The sequence below is a fragment of the Pantoea sp. GM_Pan_3 genome (assembly GCF_026541045.1).
GTDB classification, from domain to species: domain Bacteria; phylum Pseudomonadota; class Gammaproteobacteria; order Enterobacterales; family Enterobacteriaceae; genus Pantoea; species Pantoea anthophila.
Genome location: NZ_JALNVA010000010.1, coordinates 25,557 through 41,548, shown reverse-complemented (window position 1 = coordinate 41,548; position 15,992 = coordinate 25,557). Strand labels below are relative to the sequence as shown.

At 52.9% G+C, this 15,992-nt stretch carries 16 protein-coding genes; 13 read left to right on the top strand and 3 right to left on the bottom strand.

Annotated features, from left to right (window positions below; all coding sequences use genetic code 11):
* Positions 1–19: 19 nt before the first annotated feature.
* On the bottom strand, positions 20–736 hold the full coding sequence (gene rph, locus OXR04_RS20940) for a ribonuclease PH (RefSeq protein ID WP_009088115.1): 717 nt from the start codon (positions 734–736) through the stop codon (positions 20–22).
* 150 nt (positions 737–886) lie between these two features.
* Here rph and OXR04_RS20935 point away from each other — a divergent pair, with 150 nt between their 5' ends.
* Positions 887–2,071 (top strand): nucleoside transporter C-terminal domain-containing protein, encoded by a 1,185-nt coding sequence (locus OXR04_RS20935; protein WP_046100862.1) that lies wholly within the window; start codon positions 887–889, stop codon positions 2,069–2,071.
* 35 nt (positions 2,072–2,106) lie between these two features.
* Here the strand turns inward: OXR04_RS20935 and OXR04_RS20930 are convergent, their stop codons facing one another.
* Positions 2,107–2,532: a DUF3574 domain-containing protein gene (locus OXR04_RS20930; RefSeq protein ID WP_140029957.1), complete on the bottom strand. Its 426-nt coding sequence runs from the start codon at positions 2,530–2,532 to the stop codon at positions 2,107–2,109.
* 157 nt (positions 2,533–2,689) lie between these two features.
* On the opposite strand from OXR04_RS20930, the gene OXR04_RS20925 reads away from it, so the two are divergent.
* The 9 genes from OXR04_RS20925 to OXR04_RS20885 all read left to right on the top strand — a co-directional run bounded on the left by OXR04_RS20925 (position 2,690) and on the right by OXR04_RS20885 (position 10,982).
* Positions 2,690–3,553: a YicC/YloC family endoribonuclease gene (locus OXR04_RS20925; protein WP_009088118.1), complete on the top strand. Its 864-nt coding sequence runs from the start codon at positions 2,690–2,692 to the stop codon at positions 3,551–3,553.
* Between the two features lie 297 nt (positions 3,554–3,850).
* Entirely contained in the window at positions 3,851–4,663 is an 813-nt protein-coding gene (locus tag OXR04_RS20920; RefSeq protein WP_267372685.1) for a DUF3289 family protein, read from the top strand.
* The gene (locus OXR04_RS20915) at positions 4,663–5,142 is read left to right on the top strand and encodes a DUF943 family protein (protein ID WP_009088120.1); all 480 of its coding nucleotides are present in this window, start codon (positions 4,663–4,665) and stop codon (positions 5,140–5,142) included. Before OXR04_RS20920 ends, OXR04_RS20915 begins: the two co-directional genes overlap by 1 nt.
* A gap of 413 nt (positions 5,143–5,555) precedes the next feature.
* The gene (locus OXR04_RS20910) at positions 5,556–5,732 is read left to right on the top strand and encodes a hypothetical protein (RefSeq protein ID WP_158000249.1); all 177 of its coding nucleotides are present in this window, start codon (positions 5,556–5,558) and stop codon (positions 5,730–5,732) included.
* Positions 5,710–6,633 carry a kdo(2)-lipid IV(A) palmitoleoyltransferase gene (lpxP, locus tag OXR04_RS20905; RefSeq protein ID WP_009088122.1) on the top strand — a complete coding sequence of 308 codons (924 nt, stop codon included), beginning with the start codon at positions 5,710–5,712 and terminating at the stop codon, positions 6,631–6,633. The genes OXR04_RS20910 and lpxP overlap by 23 nt, the downstream gene beginning before the upstream one ends.
* A 218-nt stretch (positions 6,634–6,851) precedes the next feature.
* The gene (locus tag OXR04_RS20900) at positions 6,852–7,994 is read left to right on the top strand and encodes an alanine racemase (protein ID WP_267372682.1); all 1,143 of its coding nucleotides are present in this window, start codon (positions 6,852–6,854) and stop codon (positions 7,992–7,994) included.
* 135 nt (positions 7,995–8,129) lie between these two features.
* Positions 8,130–8,525, top strand: coding sequence for a hypothetical protein (locus tag OXR04_RS20895; RefSeq protein WP_009088126.1), 396 nt, complete (start codon positions 8,130–8,132; stop codon positions 8,523–8,525).
* Between the two features lie 762 nt (positions 8,526–9,287).
* Positions 9,288–9,932 (top strand): oligosaccharide flippase family protein, encoded by a 645-nt coding sequence (locus tag OXR04_RS20890; RefSeq protein WP_111207998.1) that lies wholly within the window; start codon positions 9,288–9,290, stop codon positions 9,930–9,932.
* Between the two features lie 432 nt (positions 9,933–10,364).
* Positions 10,365–10,982, top strand: coding sequence for a trimeric intracellular cation channel family protein (locus tag OXR04_RS20885; protein WP_140925492.1), 618 nt, complete (start codon positions 10,365–10,367; stop codon positions 10,980–10,982).
* Here the strand turns inward: OXR04_RS20885 and ligB are convergent.
* Positions 10,920–12,671, bottom strand: coding sequence for an NAD-dependent DNA ligase LigB (ligB, locus tag OXR04_RS20880; RefSeq protein WP_267372678.1), 1,752 nt, complete (start codon positions 12,669–12,671; stop codon positions 10,920–10,922). The genes OXR04_RS20885 and ligB overlap by 63 nt on opposite strands.
* A gap of 239 nt (positions 12,672–12,910) precedes the next feature.
* On the opposite strand from ligB, the gene gmk reads away from it, so the two are divergent.
* From gmk to spoT, 3 genes are read left to right on the top strand one after another with little or no spacing between them, the layout of a single operon-like run.
* A complete protein-coding gene (gene gmk, locus OXR04_RS20875) occupies positions 12,911–13,534 on the top strand; it encodes a guanylate kinase (RefSeq protein ID WP_009088132.1) in 624 nt (207 codons plus the stop codon).
* A 54-nt stretch (positions 13,535–13,588) separates the two neighbouring features.
* Positions 13,589–13,864, top strand: a complete 276-nt coding sequence (gene rpoZ / locus OXR04_RS20870; protein WP_003851346.1) for a DNA-directed RNA polymerase subunit omega — start codon at positions 13,589–13,591, stop codon at positions 13,862–13,864.
* 20 nt (positions 13,865–13,884) lie between these two features.
* Positions 13,885–15,990, top strand: coding sequence for a bifunctional GTP diphosphokinase/guanosine-3',5'-bis pyrophosphate 3'-pyrophosphohydrolase (spoT, locus tag OXR04_RS20865; RefSeq protein WP_009088134.1), 2,106 nt, complete (start codon positions 13,885–13,887; stop codon positions 15,988–15,990).
* Positions 15,991–15,992 lie beyond the last annotated feature (2 nt).

The window sequence follows — 15,992 nt, the reverse complement described above, 5'->3', positions numbered from 1 at the left end:
TCTGTGGTCGCCTGTTACATCAACTGTTCAGTGCCGCTTTCTGCGCCTGAATTAACTCCTCAATTCCGCCGCGTGCCAGCGCCAGTAGTGCCAGCAGCTCTTCATGGCTGAACGGCTCGCCTTCGGCGGTGCCCTGAACCTCAATCATGCGGCCATCTTCCATCATCACGACGTTCATGTCGGTTTCTGCGGCTGAATCTTCCACATACTCCAGATCGCACAGCGCTTCGCCCGCCACGATCCCTACAGAAATAGCGGCAACCATGCCTTTCATCGGATTGGCTTTCAGCTTGCCGCTGGCGACCAGCTTGTTCAGCGCGTCGGCCAGCGCCACACAGGCGCCGGTGATGGACGCGGTGCGGGTGCCGCCATCGGCCTGGATCACGTCACAGTCGAGTGTAATCGTGAATTCCCCCAGCGCTTTCAGATCGACGGCGGCGCGCAGTGAGCGGGCAATCAGACGCTGAATTTCCAGCGTGCGGCCACCCTGCTTGCCTTTTGCGGCCTCACGCGCCATGCGGCTGTGAGTTGAACGCGGCAGCATGCCATATTCAGCTGTTATCCAGCCCTGGCCCTGCCCTTTAAGGAAACGCGGAACCCCTTCGTCTACGGAGGCAGTGCAAAGCACTTTCGTTTCGCCGAACTCCACCAGAACGGAACCCTCTGCGTGTTTGGTGTAATTGCGGGTCAATGTGACTGGACGCACCTGCTGTGCGCGACGGCCTGCTGGACGCATGGGTTATCTCCGGCTTGCTAATGATTGGCTGCGCATTATACGGACTTCCTTGCCCGCTGTCTCTTGCGCTGGTCGGGCGCAGGCTCCAGATGAAATTCCGCGCCAGCTGTGGCTAAATGCGCGTTCCTTTCACTCTGATTAAAAAGACATATGGCCGCCATTCTTCATTTCCTGCTGGCGCTGGTGGTGATTTTCGCCCTTGCGCTGCTGGTCAGTCATGACCGTAAACAGATTCGCCTGCGCTTTATTATTCAACTGATTGTGGTGGAAGCCGCGCTGGGCTGGTTCTTCCTTCACTCTGCCGGAGGGCTGGCGCTGGTCAGTTCGTTCGCCGGCTTCTTTGAGACATTGCTGGGCTTCGCCGCACAGGGCACGGAGTTCGTGTTTGGCGGCATGAGCAAACAGGGGCTGGCCTTTATTTTCCTCGGCGTGCTCTGCCCGATTGTCTTTATCTCCGCGCTGATCGGCATATTGCAGCACTGGCGTATCCTGCCGCTGCTGATCCGTATTTTCGGGACGCTGCTGTCGAAAATTAACGGCATGGGCAAGCTGGAATCGTTCAATGCCGTCAGCACGCTGATTCTCGGTCAGTCGGAAAATTTTATCGCCTACAAAGGGATCCTCGGAGATATCCCGCCGCGCCGGATGTACACCATGGCGGCGACCGCGATGTCTACCGTGTCGCTGTCGATTGTCGGCGCCTACATGTCGATGATCGAAGCAAAGTATGTGGTTGCCGCACTGCTGCTTAACATGTTCAGCACCTTTATTATCCTGTCGATCATCAACCCGATGAAACAGCAGGATGAGCAGCCTATCGCCCTGGAAAAACTGCATGAAGAGCAGAGCTTCTTCGAGATGCTCGGCGAGTACATCCTGGCGGGTTTCAAAGTGGCCATGATCATTCTGGCCATGCTGATTGGCTTTATCGCCCTGATTGCCGCCGTTAACGCGCTGTTCGCGGCGCTGTTCGGGTACAGCTTCCAGCAGTTGCTCGGCTATCTGTTCTATCCGCTGGCCTGGCTGATTGGCATTCCCAAAGCCGATGCCCTGCAGGCGGCCAGCATTATGGCGACCAAGCTGGTGGCAAATGAGTTTGTGGCGATGATCGAGCTGCAGAAGGTAGCGGCAGGTATGAGCGCACGCGGACTGGGGATTCTGTCGGTCTTCCTGGTCTCCTTCGCCAACTTCGCCTCAATCGGCATCGTGGCGGGAGCGATAAAAGGCCTGAACGAGACGCAGGGTAATGTGGTGTCCCGTTTTGGCTGGAAGCTGGTTTACGGCTCTACGCTGGTCAGCCTGCTTTCTGCGGCCTTTGCCGGCCTGTTTATCTGATGATGCAGGGGCGGTGGCTCTGCCGCCCCTTCCCCCTAGAACCCGACACAGACGGGCGCATCCACCCGCATGACCGACTCCTGATGAAAGCGTTTTTTATAGAGGCTGCGTAGCGCCTCAATATCATGGTTGATGGCGGGATCGATGCCGTGGATCAGCAGCAGCGCTTTACTGTTCTCTCTTGCCAGCTTCCCGTTTTCCCCCAGCCACTGACCTTTAGCGTCATAGACCGACAGGCCCGCTTTGAAGCGTGGCGTGACCTCATTGTCCACGAAGTTCATCCAGTCGAGTGAGCTGACCGTACCGCCATCGGGCTTACTCAGTCCAAACCACAAGGTGGTCTGCATCATCATGTCGCCACCCGCGCAGATCGGTTGCGGTTTAGTGGGTGCCGGATGGCGAGTCTGGCAACCTGACAGCAGCAGCGCCAGCATAACGGGAAGAGCAATCACGCGAGACATCGATCAGTAATCCTCACACAGGGGGTCAGTGGTCATCATAAGTGGCTGTCACTGAAGGCGTAAAGCGTTCGTTATTGCCCTGTGAGACGCTTATGCCTGTTATGCCGTGGCTCGCCTCGCTATACTTCACCCATCTTTCCGTAAAAGAGTGCCACTTATGATCCGCAGTATGACCGCTTATGCCCGCAGCGAAGCCAAAGGCGAATGGGGCAGCGCCGCCTGGGAGCTGCGTTCCGTGAACCAGCGTTATCTGGAAACCTATATCCGCCTGCCGGAACAGTTTCGCGGGCTGGAGCCGGTTATCCGCGAGCGCATTCGCCAGCGTCTGACGCGCGGGAAAATCGAGTGCAACCTGCGTTATGACGCCGATCCCAGCGCACAGGGCGAGCTGATGCTGAACGAAACGCTGGCAAAACAGCTGGTTCAGGCCGCTAACTGGGTCAAAATGCAGAGCGATGAAGGCGCGATTAATCCGCTGGATATTCTGCGCTGGCCTGGCGTGATGTCTGCCCAGGAGCAGGATCTGGATGCCATCAACACGCAGTTATTGCAGGCGCTGGACAATGCGCTGGATAACTTCGTTGCGGCTCGCGAAAGCGAAGGCACTGCGCTGAAAGCGATGATTGAACAGCGTCTGGAAGGCGTTTCACAGGAAGTCAGTAAGGTTCGCGCACAGATGCCTGAAGTGATCAAATGGCAGCGCGAGCGCCTCGTCGCTAAGCTGGAAGATGCGGAAGTCCAGCTGGAAAATAATCGCCTTGAGCAGGAGCTGGTGATGATGGCGCAGCGTGTTGACGTCGCTGAAGAGCTGGATCGTCTGGATGCGCACGTTAAAGAGACTTACAACATCCTGAAAAAGAAAGAGGCCGTGGGCCGTCGTCTCGATTTCATGATGCAGGAGTTTAATCGCGAATCAAACACGCTGGCGTCAAAATCGATTAACGCCGATATCACCGCGTCAGCCATTGAGCTGAAAGTGCTGATCGAGCAGATGCGTGAGCAGATTCAGAACATCGAGTAATATTTATATCTATCCACCGATATCCATAAGCCCATGTTAAATGGGCTTTTAAATAGGTCCTGAGTTCCGGTTAATTCAGCAGGAAAAACCGAATCAAAATGAAAAGTGAGACACATACCACTTCACTTTCTCAATTATGCCGTTTAGCATTGCAGGGATCGGTTCTATCTTTAGAGTGGTAGCTTTATGAGCTGTACTGTAATAAACAAGGGTTCAGTTTTTACAGATGTAGCGATTCTGAAATATTTAATAATTTTAAAATTGAGTACGAAATATTGATATCACAAGGAGGTTATCATGTCAGTATTAACGTTGCCTGCTACGATCTATCAAACAAAGCATAAGTTTAACGATTATAGTACTGATGATATGAAGTGTGGTGATCTTACTGAGAAGCAACTCAGAGGCGATTTGGGTCTGGATGATGTTTCTGAAGTGGTTGATCCCTGGACTGGAAAAGAAGTATCAATCTTCAACTCATTCCGGGATACCCGTCAAAAATCCAGAGCAGAAATGGCTGAACTTCTTTTCAATGAGTTTCTTCGTGTTTCTATGCCTGCATATTATCTTGGACAGCACCAAATATTCAACAATCTCGTAAAGCATCTTTATCACGGCAATGGAAAGATTTATTCCAGCCCTTTTCTTGATAGCGCATATAAAAATCTAATTTTGAGCGGACAATCTTCGCCACTTTCCCCCCTTACTGTAATTAAGTCTTCATTAGATAAGATTGTCATTTCTGGACAAAAAAGCTTATCAGATACAGATAAAGATCTAATAACACAGGCTTTAAGAAATTCGATACTTCCCAAGTTCAATAGATGGGCTGACAGCTTCAATGGATTAGGCATGTCGATACATGATATTCATGCTACAAACATACAGATAAATCAGCTCGATATAACTGATAATGGTTATGTAGCAAAAATAACATTTACAGGGCAAGATCATTTCGGCCTCGATAAAAATGACATCATGAATCCTAAGTTTCATTTTATCAGAGCGTTTCGTATTTGGTTTGTCCTTCAAAGATGGGAACACTTCGCTTTCAAACCTTTCTTAACAAATATGAAAGCTGAGTTTGAAATAAATAGCAGGAGAAATTAATGAGATTCAAAAAGAGTACAGTTTTTATAGTGGCATTGACAATGTTAGCATTATTTTATGTTAGCTTCTTTAATTCTCCAAAAGTGCTAGCAATTCATGGTTCTGATACCAGAAAAGATTTTTTGGTTAAAAACATGCCTTTCTCAGATAGTGATAAAATAAAATGGTGGGATAAAAATGGAGTCAACACCATTTTTTCCCGTGAAACCTACAATGTTTCAATATGGAAATCTGATGGTAAGTATCAAAAGCTCGCTCCTAAAAACTCAGGTGCTTTTCCAGACCACGACACTGACTACTTACTGTGCTTTGATGACATGAAATCAGATGAAAATTGTATAGACAAGTCAAACTGGATTATGGACATCACTAAAACAAAAGATGGATACACTTACTACCGACTTGATGGCGAGTCTTACTATCGAAAACCTTCCGGTGAACTGGTCAAAGGTGAGCGATTTACGACAACCATTAAGTAAGCTTGTTAGCCGACGAGCTTGTAGCAGTGCTCACTGAAGAGTGACTTAGTGAGAAAAATCAAAATATCAAAATAAATCAGTTACTTAATTTATATGCATTACTAATTTCAAACAATCAACCTTAAGATTCTTAATATTGAGTAAGCCTTTATATGGTGGAAAGTGAGTAAGCGTCAGCGATGGCAGCTTACTCACTTTTTGTACAGGGTGGGCTGAGATGTAGTGGCATACAGAAGGATCGTGCTGCTTAAGTGCCGCGGGATTTCGTAAAGATAGATAAATAATCATTTCCGGACTGTTCCTGAACGGTCGTTTGTCACGTTTTCCCTTTCAGAAGCACGCCTCCTAATACACTGAATTAAAAATACTTTTTCATAAAAAACCCTTCTGAACACCCTCAATGCGCTCGTTCCATGAAACTGGTCAATCCTGTGGAGTCAGTAGTTTCCCTTTCTTTGAAGGCACTTTTTGATAAAGTGCTGGTCGAAATCAGTACAGCTGTAGCGCCTGGAGACTTTATGGAAGTGTTCTTTATGCGATGCATCCATTTATCTCATGAAGGTTTTAATGAAAAACACCGGAAAATTTAGCAGCTCGCTGCTGCATCCGCGTTATTGGTTTACCTGGTTTGGTCTTAGTGTGCTGTGGCTCATCGTCCAGCTTCCCTACCCTCTTCTTATGCGTCTGGGTGCCGGTGCAGGCAAGATCTCCCGTCATTTCCTGCAGCGCCGCGAGCGCATCACCCGCCGGAATATTGAACTCTGCTTTCCGGGCATCAGTGAAGAAAAAACAGAGGCGATGATCGCCGGCAATTTTGCCTCACTGGGCATGGCACTGGCAGAAACCGGTATAGCCTGGTTCTGGTCGGATCGTGCCGTAAGGCGTCTGTTTAATGTCACCGGGATGGCAAATCTTCATGCGGCGCAGAACGAAAAGCGTGGCGTGATGCTGATTGGCGTGCACTTCATGTCGCTGGAACTGGGCGGTCGCATCAGCGGTCTCTGCCAGCCGATGATGGCGATGTATCGCCCGCACAACAACCAGGCGATGGAGTATGTACAAACCCGGGGTCGGATGCGCTCAAATAAAGCGATGATCGACCGTCGCGACCTGCGCGGTATGGTGCATGCGCTGAAACAGGGTGAATCAGTCTGGTTTGCACCGGACCAGGATTATGGCCCTAAAGGCAGCACCTTTGCGCCACTGTTTGCGGTAGAAAAAGCCGCCACCACCAACGGGACGTTTGTCCTGTCGCGTCTGGCGAAGCCCGCGATGGTGCCGATTATGCTGATTCGTAATCCCGATAATTATGGCTACCATCTGATCATTGAACCGATGCTGGAAAACTACCCGCATACGGATGAAGCAGCGGCAGCGGCTTATATGAATAAAGTCATTGAGAATCAGATCCTGCGAGCGCCTGAGCAGTATCTTTGGCTGCATCGTCGCTTCAAAACCCGGCCACCGGGTGAAGCATCGCTCTACGTCTGAGTTAACGGATAAAGCAGGCCACGCGCCTGCTTTATTTTTTCAGCTTCTCCTTCCTGCAGTCTGACTTTCGCGCCTTCTTCCGTTTGCCTGCCGGGCTTTGCTTAACACGTTCCTGCCATTCCTGCTGTCCGGCCTCACGCGGCGAGTGGGCAGACTGGTATCAGATCGTTAATTCAGCAATCATAAACACCCTTATTACCTCAAGGCCGGACCTTCATATGGATATCAACGATAAACAGCAGTGGCAGCGTCCGCTGATTGATGACCGCCTCACCCCCTATATTGAAGTGGATGCAGCGCGACTGGAGCAGAACCTGCAGCAGATGCAGCAAAAAGCACAGGTGGCCGGCGTTGCGCTTCGCCCTCATATCAAAACGCATAAAAGCGTCTGGATTGCTCAGCAGCAGCTTGCGCTCGGCGCACAGGGCGTCACCGTTTCTAAACCCAGTGAAGGCATCACCTTCATTCAGGGTGGCATTCGCGATCTGCTGTTAGCCTATCCGGTGGTGCAACCACAGAGCGTGGCAGAATTACTGCGTCTCGCCGTGCAGCACCAGGCGAAAGTCACACTGATTGCGGACAGACTGCAGGGTGTGGAGGCGATAGCTGCGGCCTGGCAGCAGCAACCGCAATGCGAACTGGCGGTGGCGATTAAAGTTGATGTCGGTTTACACCGGATTGGCGTCAATCCTGAGAGCGATGAAGCTGAGGAGATAGCGCAGGCGTTGCGGGACAAAGGGTTACGTTTTGCCGGACTGGTGTCGCATGCAGGTCACGCTTATGGTGCCGGTCATGTCGCGGCCATCGCTGAGATTGCCCGACAGGAAATGGCCCTGATGCAGCGACTGCAGTTAAAGTTGCAGGCTGCCGGGTTTGGCGACTGCCCTGTTTCTGTCGGCTCAACCCCGACCGCGCTGGCGGCAGATATTGCGCCCGGCACCAGGGAAATCCGACCCGGCAATTATGCCCTGCTGGACCTGACCGCCTGCCGTCTCGGTTTAAGCCGCGTCGATCAGCTGGCAATGAGCGTGATTACACGTGTGGTCGCGGTGAACGATCACTTTGTGATTGTGGATGCAGGATCAAAAATGCTGAGTTCGGATAAAGGGCCGCACGGCACCAATGCCAGCGGCTTTGGCATTGCCGTGGATGAAGCAGGTCAGACCTATAAGGTTACGAAACTATCGGAAGAACATGGGTTCCTGCTCTATCAGCATCGTCGCCCTGAAGTCGGCACGCTGCTGCGCATTTTCCCCAATCACAGTTGCGCCGTAATGGCCCAGTCAGATGGCTTTGTTCTGCGTCACGCCACCGGCCAGAGTGAAGAACAGGCGGTGTCTGCGCGTGGTAACTTCATCTGAATCCGTTGCAGACAGCGCCTTATGCTGTCTGCGCCCTGTACGAAACCCTGCCAGCACCACACTTCTGTCGTTACAACGTTTTAACATACCGGTGGCCGTGCTTTAATGCTTTTTTGCTTCTCCCCCGGAGGTTATATGCTCTCCTCGCGCACGCTGAGCCTGACGATTCCGCGCCACTGGTTAGATCTCTATGAAACCATCTGGAAGCCCGAATTTTTTCCTAAGTGGGCTTCCGGCCTGACGCACAGCGCGTTAGAACCTGATGGCAATCGCTGGCGTGCTAAAGGCCCACAGGGAAATGTGAAGCTCCGTTTCTCGCCCCATAATCCGTTTGGTGTGATGGATCACTGGATTGATAGCGGCTCTGGCAGAGAGATTTACGTGCCTATGCGCGTGATAGCGAATGAACAGGGCGCTGAAGTGATGGTGACGGTCTATCGCCAGCCATTTACCTCTGATGAGAAATTTAAGCAGGATATTGAATGGGTTAGCAACGATCTGGAAAAACTTAATCATTTGCTGACTCAGTAAATCAATAACTTAGCGCGATTTCTTTCTGTAGTTATGGCTGGCCGGTAATGAAAAAAAACAGAAAAATTTGCGCGGATAAAGCATAAAGCACTTATCTGATTGATGACCGCGCCTTCACCATTAGTAACAACCCTGCTTAAGCTTCCCTTCCAGGAAAATTCCTGGGAAAACCCTGTCAGAAGCAGGGATTCCCCGGGATTTCAGGGCTTTTAATGTCTCCTGCATGTTTTGATTGTTTCCTGCACACATTAATCCTTAATCGGCGTTTATTATGCCACCACTGAGGATTTAATATTTATCATGCACAAAGTGAAACCATTTATTTCTGCGGCCCCGTTATCAGACTTTTCTTATGGTGTTAAATTAAATAAAACAATGTATAAATCATTTCACACACAGCAATACCCATAATGATAAAGCAGTAAAAAGTCATGGACCGCTCAGCGAATCTTTAAATGAAAGCGTTGAGTTTGCCGCAAGGATGCTGGCAGGAGAATATAAAACAACAACAGGATTTATTCGTGATCTGGCGGAATTCTTTGTGATAGCAGGGAATTCCGCCATGACACGAAACAGGGACTTTACCAGGGATACTTTCCAGGATTATTTAAAGCAGCACATAATAACAGGGCAAGCCTGATAAATTTTTCCAGGACTCCGCTCAGAAAGAATTGCACTCATTAACGGTGTCACAGCAATCATCTCTTGCCGTTGCACAAAGACAACATTCTCACAGAGTCGCCGGACTCTAACGAGTATATTATGGCAATACGCGAAAGCAGTCTTAATAGCGCAAAATGGTCTCTGCTCTCTTCCATTAAAATTATTGGCATCGGCGTTCTGCAGCTTTCGCTGCTGGCGCAGATTCTGCAGGCAAACGAACTTAACCTGCTGGCGATCGCCGTGATTGCTCTGCTGGCTATCGATACGCTGGCCGATCGGGGCTTCTCAAACTCACTGATCCGCCGCTGCATGCTCTCGATTAATGATCTGTCCATCCTTTACTGGGGGAATGTCCTGGTGGGTGTGGCAATATTTGGCCTGCTCTTTTCTGGCAGCCATCTGCTCAGTAACCTGTTTGATCAGCCCGAGCTGGCATTAATGCTGCAGATGGTCTCAGTGGTCTTTATTATTATTCCACAGGGCCAGCATTATCGTGCGATATTACAGCGCGAAAAACAGTACACCCGTATCGCCTTTGCGGAAACATCGTCAGTACTGGCCGGACTGGGCGTGACCTTATTTACCGTCTGGCTGACACCTTCCGTATTATGTGCAATCTGGGGTTATCTGGCGATGGCGTCTATTCGCATGCTCATTTACTGCTACTACGGTCGTTCATGGTTCCAGCCAGAATATCGTTTTAGCCTGAATGCCTTTGCTAAAATTCGTGCAAGAAACAAATAATATAATAAGTCTGTAAGGTGGGCTCTGAGCATCCGAAACGATGCGTTGGCGTGCTGTTAACCAGCACGCCTTTCTTTTTTATTGCGCCGGATATCTTTTCCCTGTGACCGGTTATTTCCTCTATCCTCACCTCTGCTTATTCCTTCCTGTCCGGATGAATCTCCGCCGGGTAGCGAAAAAGCCTTTGCGGTCACGACGTCCCCCGTTCTGCGTAAGCGCAATCCGGACAGAAACATGCCCCGGATCTCTGCGCCTTCATCTCAGTTTTTCTCATGCGTTCAGCACAGTCTGCTCGTCAGAGAGCCTTTATATGCTGACGCCATCGCTGGCTGGTATAAACTGCGCTCATCCCGGACGCCGCTCGCCAGAAAATCTCAGTCGCTGGCGCTAAGGTAATGCCGTAGCCTTGTCGCCGTCTCACTGGAGCCTGCTATGTTACTGACTGTTCTCTACATCATTGGTATTACCGCCGAAGCCATGACCGGCGCGCTGGCGGCCGGTCGCCGCAAAATGGATCTGTTCGGCGTCATTATTATCGCCTCGGTGACCGCCATAGGCGGCGGGTCAGTGCGCGATATTCTGCTCGGTCACTATCCGCTGGGCTGGATAAAGCACCCTGAATACATCATGATCGTTGCGGCAGCAGCGGTGGTGACGACATTCGTGGCTCCCCTGATGACGCACCTGCGCAAAGTGTTTCTGGTGCTGGATGCGCTGGGCCTGGTGGTCTTCTCCATCATTGGCGCACAGGTTGCGCTGGATTCCGGACATGCCATGATTATTGCCGCCATCAGCGCGGTGATTACGGGTGTCTTCGGCGGCGTATTGCGCGACATGTTCTGCAATCGCATTCCGCTGGTGTTTCAGAAAGAGCTCTACGCCGGTATCGCCTTCGCCTCGGGCTGGATGTATATCCTGCTGCTGAAAACAACCCTGGCGCATGAAGCCGTCATCATCATTACTCTGCTGTTCGGATTCTTTGCGCGCTTACTGGCGCTGCGCTTCCGTCTCGGTTTGCCCATTTTCAACTATCCCCATCCCGAGCATTGAGGAAGCGGGGATGTTCTGCTGCTGCAGGAATGCGATTACGGCCTGCAGCCGGGCATCATGAAACTGCGCAACGAGGCGCCGGGCCAGTGCTGCGCCCACACCCGGCAGGGTCTGCCAGGCCATCACATCCCGCTGCGTTAAGCTTTCCCACTGCCTGTCGGGCAGCGTGTTCAGCGCCTTGCGTGGCAGCGAAACGCCGGACGCCGCCACCCAGCGGCGAAGGGGCTGCTGGCGGGTGAGATTAAAGCGGTGCCAGATCGCCATTGCCCGTTCCGGAGAGAGGCCTGTCGCGGCGGCGATCTGTTCCGGTGTTAACGTCAGCCAGTCAAAGAGGTGCGTCATTGCGCCGCTTTCCAGTAAGCGCAGCCAGGTGCTGCGCTCTACGCCCGGAATATTCAGCACCGCTTTCTGGCTGAGCCAGCGTAATTTTGCCAGCAGCTGTTTCTGACATGCAGCACTGAAGGTGAAACAGCTCAGCGGCATATAGCGCGCCGCATCGGGAGGCTGAGGGTAGTGCCTTTCTGCCACGCGCCAGATCACCCGCTCCAGCCGGGGAATACCCTGGCCCGCCAGGCTCAGCGTAATCAGATCGCCTGCAACGATGTCCATCTCCTGCCAGCGACGCAGCGATCCGACGCTGACCCGTCTGACGGTCTTATCATCCAGCTGAACCGGCTGCAGATTGAGAACCGCCGCGATTTTCCCGGTCCGGCCGATGGGGAAATCGACCGAGAGCACTTCCGCGCTCACTTCAGGAGGCTCATATTTCCAGGCAACGGCCCAGCTCCCCTCGCCCGGCAGCCAGTTTTTACCCGCAGGTCGCCGGGCCTGATGTACCACCACACCGTCAGTCACAAAAGGCAGCGCAGCATGGAACCAGCGCGTTCGCCAGGCGGCGACATCCTCTTCGTCGTTTACCCGGTGACTCCATTTTTCCGCCACACCCAGTCCCCAGCGGCTGAGTTGCTGCAGGCGTTCCGTCATTGCGGCGGGACCATCGGGCCAGGCCCAGATAAAAATATCGAGCGACTGGCGCAGCGGAGCCCGCGTTTTGCTCATCATGGCACCCGCCACCTGCGCGCGCGCATTCCTGCCGCCATCCGTTGCCTGCTGATGACCGGTCATCGACAGGAAGAGCTCACCCTGCAGCACCACCTCTTCAAGGCGGGTGTCGATATGCTGTGGGATCGCCGGAATCTCAGCGGCTTTACTCAGCCACTCTTCACCGCGTAAGCCATCGCCGCGACTCAACAGGGAAACCAGCCGGCCCTGGCGATAAACCAGCGAAACAGCAATGCCATCGACTTTCGGCTGTACCCAGAGATCGTGCCGTCCCTGCATCCAGTAGGCCAGAGCCAGCTTGTCCCGCAGCTTTTTCACGCCGGTATGCGCAACCGGATGCAGATGTTCTCCCTTGTTCGACAGTTGCGGTGTATAAGCAGGCTGCGAAGGACTGAAGCAATGCTGCCAGTGATTCAGGCGCTGCTGCAGCGCATCGTAATCGCTGTCCGCCACCGGGCTCTGCCCCTGCTGATAGTAGGCCTCGTCCCAGTGTTGCAGCTGCTGCTGCAGGCGAGCGATCTCTTTCTCCGCCCGGATGGGGGTCCAGACCGGACACAGGGCGCTGTGCGCCGGACAGAGGACGAACCCCAGCACCACCCCAAACAGCCTCCAGCCAACTCCTTTCATCTTCTCTCTCCTGAGGTTTTATGGCATTCAACCTCAGGCTATCAGCACCAGCCAGCGACGATGTACAAAGATGGAAGAGAGGCTGTCGTCATCTGCCCGCTATTGCAGCGGCACGACAGGTCATTGCGTCAGAATGCGCAAAAACTGGCTATTGCCGCTGCGCAAACGCTGCGTGGCAACCGGAAGCTGTGTATACTGTGCAGGAAATCGACTCCGCTTTTAATCAATTCAAGAAAACCATGGCTCAAGGCACGCTCTATATTGTTTCTGCTCCCAGCGGCGCAGGTAAATCCAGCCTGATTCAGGCACTGTTAAAGACCCAGCCGTTGTATGACACGCAGGTCTCTGTTTCGCACACGACGCGCGGTATGCGTCCGGGTGAAACCCATGGCGAACACTACTTCTTTGTTGAAAAACATGAATTTGAGCGGATGATTGAGGAAGAAGCTTTTCTCGAACACGCCAAAGTTTTCGACAATTACTACGGCACCTCACGTCAGGCAATTGAGCAGGTGCTGGCGACCGGCGTAGATGTTTTTCTTGATATCGACTGGCAGGGCGCGCAGCAGATTCGCGCGAAAATGCCCGGCGCACGCAGCATCTTCGTTTTGCCGCCGTCGAAAGAAGAGCTCGATCGCCGTTTGCGCGGTCGTGGCCAGGACAGCGAAGAGGTCATCACGCGCCGCATGGCGCAGGCCGTCGCGGAAATGAGCCACTACGCCGAATATGACTATTTAATTGTGAATGATGATTTCGATCTGGCGCTGTCCGATCTGAAAACCATCATTCGCGCAGAACGTCTGCGCATGGCACGTCAGAAGGCGCGTCACGATGCTTTAATCAGCAAACTGTTGGCAGTCTGAATACAGTTTCAGTATGATGCGCAGTCATTTCTTCATCTGTGGAGTAGCACACCTATGGCACGCGTAACCGTTCAGGACGCAGTAGAAAAAGTTGGTAATCGTTTTGACCTGGTGTTGGTCGCTGCACGTCGTGCACGTCAGATGCAGGTTGGCGGTAAAGATCCGCTGGTTCCGGAAGAGAACGACAAACCTACCGTTATCGCTCTGCGCGAAATCGAAGAAGGTCTGGTCACCAATCAGATTTTAGATGTGCGTGATCGTCAGGAACAGCAAGAGCAGGAAGCCGCTGAGTTACAGGCCGTTACCGCTATCGCTGAAGGTCGTCGTTAACAGCCACCTGCAGGTCGCCCTTGTATCTGTTTGAGAGCCTCAATCAACTGATTGAAAAATACTTGCCAGAGGAGCAGATCAAGCGCCTCCAGCAAGCCTACCTTGTCGCACGTGATGCCCACGAGGGACAGACACGCTCCAGCGGTGAACCTTATATCACCCATCCGGTTGCCGTGGCCTGTATTCTGGCGGAAATGAAGCTCGACCATGAGACCCTCATGGCCGCGCTGCTGCATGACGTCATCGAAGATACGCCTGCCACTTACCAGGACATGGAACAGCTGTTCGGTAAAAGCGTGGCGGAACTGGTCGAAGGCGTTTCCAAGCTGGATAAGCTGAAATTCCGCGACAAGAAAGAGGCGCAGGCAGAGAACTTCCGCAAGATGATTATGGCGATGGTGCAGGATATCCGCGTCATTCTCATCAAGCTGGCTGACCGCACCCACAATATGCGCACCCTGGGGTCATTACGCCCGGACAAACGTCGCCGCATCGCGCTGGAGACGTTAGAGATTTACAGTCCGCTGGCGCACCGCCTGGGTATTCACCATCTGAAAACGGAGCTGGAAGAGCTCGGTTTTGAGGCCCTCTATCCGAACCGCTATCGGGTGATTAAAGAGGTGGTGAAAGCCGCGCGCGGTAACCGTAAAGAGATGATCCAGAAGATTCTTTCTGAGATCGATGGCCGTTTGCAGGAAGCGGGCATCCCCTGCCGCGTCAGCGGTCGTGAAAAGCATCTTTACTCGATCTACCGCAAAATGACGCTGAAAGAGCAGCGTTTTCACTCGATCATGGATATCTACGCCTTTCGCGTCATCGTGAAAGACCTGGATACCTGCTATCGCGTTCTGGGCCAGATGCACAGCCTCTATAAGCCGCGTCCGGGTCGCGTGAAAGATTACATCGCCATCCCCAAAGCTAACGGCTATCAGTCGCTCCATACCTCCATGATTGGCCCGCACGGCGTGCCGGTTGAGGTGCAGATTCGCACCGAGGATATGGATCAGATGGCGGAGATGGGGGTCGCTGCGCACTGGGCCTACAAACAGGCGGGCGAAAGTGGCACCACCGCACAGATTCGCGCCCAGCGCTGGCTGCAAAGCCTGCTGGAGCTGCAACAGAGTGCGGGCAGCTCATTTGAATTTATTGAGAGCGTGAAGTCCGATCTCTTTCCTGACGAGATCTACGTCTTTACGCCTGAAGGCCGCATTGTGGAACTGCCCACCGGCGCGACACCGGTGGACTTCGCCTATGCGGTTCACACCGATATTGGTCATGCCTGCGTCGGCGCGCGCGTCGATCGCCAGCCTTATCCGCTGTCGCAGCCGCTGACCAGCGGGCAGACGATTGAGATCATTACCGCCCCAGGCGCCCGGCCTAACGCCGCCTGGCTTAACTTCGTCGTCAGCTCCAAAGCCCGTGCCAAAATCCGTCAGCTGCTGAAAAACCTTAAGCGCGAAGACTCGGTCAATCTGGGTCGCCGCCTGCTCAGCCATGCGCTGGGCGGCAGCCGTAAACTGGCTGAAATCCCGGCTGAGAATATCCGCCAGGAGCTGGATCGCATGAAGCTGACCTCGCTCGACGATCTGCTGGCCGAGATCGGTCTGGGCAACGCGATGAGCGTGGTGGTGGCGAAGAACCTGCTGCAGGCTGACAACAAGACGATCAGCAACAGCAAACGCGGTAAGCTGCCGATAAAGGGCGCTGATGGCGTATTGATTACCTTCGCCAAATGCTGCCGCCCTATTCCTGGTGACCCGATTGTGGCCCATGTCAGCCCCGGAAAAGGGCTGGTGGTGCATCACGAATCCTGCCGGAATATTCGCGGCTATCAGAAAGAGCCTGAAAAATTCATGCCGGTCGAGTGGGACAAAGTCACTGAGCAGGAGTTCGTGGCGGAGATCAAGGTCGACATGTTTAACCATCAGGGCGCGCTGGCTAACCTGACGGCGGCGATTAACACCGCCGGCTCGAATATTCAGAGCCTGAATACCGAAGAGCGCGATGGCCGCGTTTACAGCGCCTTTATCCGCCTGACCGCCCGTGACCGCGTCCATCTGGCCAACATCATGCGGAAAATCCGCGTGATGCCGGATGTGATTAAAGTCCACCGTAACCGTAATTAGTG

Bases quoted from the DNA above. Each gene is read 5' to 3' on its own strand.
- OXR04_RS20885 (WP_140925492.1), top strand. From the start codon at position 10,365: ATGTTACTGACTGTTCTCTACATCATTGGTATTACCGCCGAAGCCATG.
- ligB (WP_267372678.1), bottom strand. From the start codon at position 12,671: ATGAAAGGAGTTGGCTGGAGGCTGTTTGGGGTGGTGCTGGGGTTCGTC.
- OXR04_RS20930 (WP_140029957.1), bottom strand. From the start codon at position 2,532: ATGTCTCGCGTGATTGCTCTTCCCGTTATGCTGGCGCTGCTGCTGTCA.
- rph (WP_009088115.1), bottom strand. From the start codon at position 736: ATGCGTCCAGCAGGCCGTCGCGCACAGCAGGTGCGTCCAGTCACATTG.
- OXR04_RS20900 (WP_267372682.1), top strand. From the start codon at position 6,852: ATGGATATCAACGATAAACAGCAGTGGCAGCGTCCGCTGATTGATGAC.
- OXR04_RS20895 (WP_009088126.1), top strand. From the start codon at position 8,130: ATGCTCTCCTCGCGCACGCTGAGCCTGACGATTCCGCGCCACTGGTTA.
- OXR04_RS20890 (WP_111207998.1), top strand. From the start codon at position 9,288: ATGGCAATACGCGAAAGCAGTCTTAATAGCGCAAAATGGTCTCTGCTC.
- rpoZ (WP_003851346.1), top strand. From the start codon at position 13,589: ATGGCACGCGTAACCGTTCAGGACGCAGTAGAAAAAGTTGGTAATCGT.
- OXR04_RS20910 (WP_158000249.1), top strand. From the start codon at position 5,556: ATGAAACTGGTCAATCCTGTGGAGTCAGTAGTTTCCCTTTCTTTGAAG.
- OXR04_RS20925 (WP_009088118.1), top strand. From the start codon at position 2,690: ATGATCCGCAGTATGACCGCTTATGCCCGCAGCGAAGCCAAAGGCGAA.
- OXR04_RS20935 (WP_046100862.1), top strand. From the start codon at position 887: ATGGCCGCCATTCTTCATTTCCTGCTGGCGCTGGTGGTGATTTTCGCC.
- lpxP (WP_009088122.1), top strand. From the start codon at position 5,710: ATGAAAAACACCGGAAAATTTAGCAGCTCGCTGCTGCATCCGCGTTAT.
- gmk (WP_009088132.1), top strand. From the start codon at position 12,911: ATGGCTCAAGGCACGCTCTATATTGTTTCTGCTCCCAGCGGCGCAGGT.
- OXR04_RS20915 (WP_009088120.1), top strand. From the start codon at position 4,663: ATGAGATTCAAAAAGAGTACAGTTTTTATAGTGGCATTGACAATGTTA.
- OXR04_RS20920 (WP_267372685.1), top strand. From the start codon at position 3,851: ATGTCAGTATTAACGTTGCCTGCTACGATCTATCAAACAAAGCATAAG.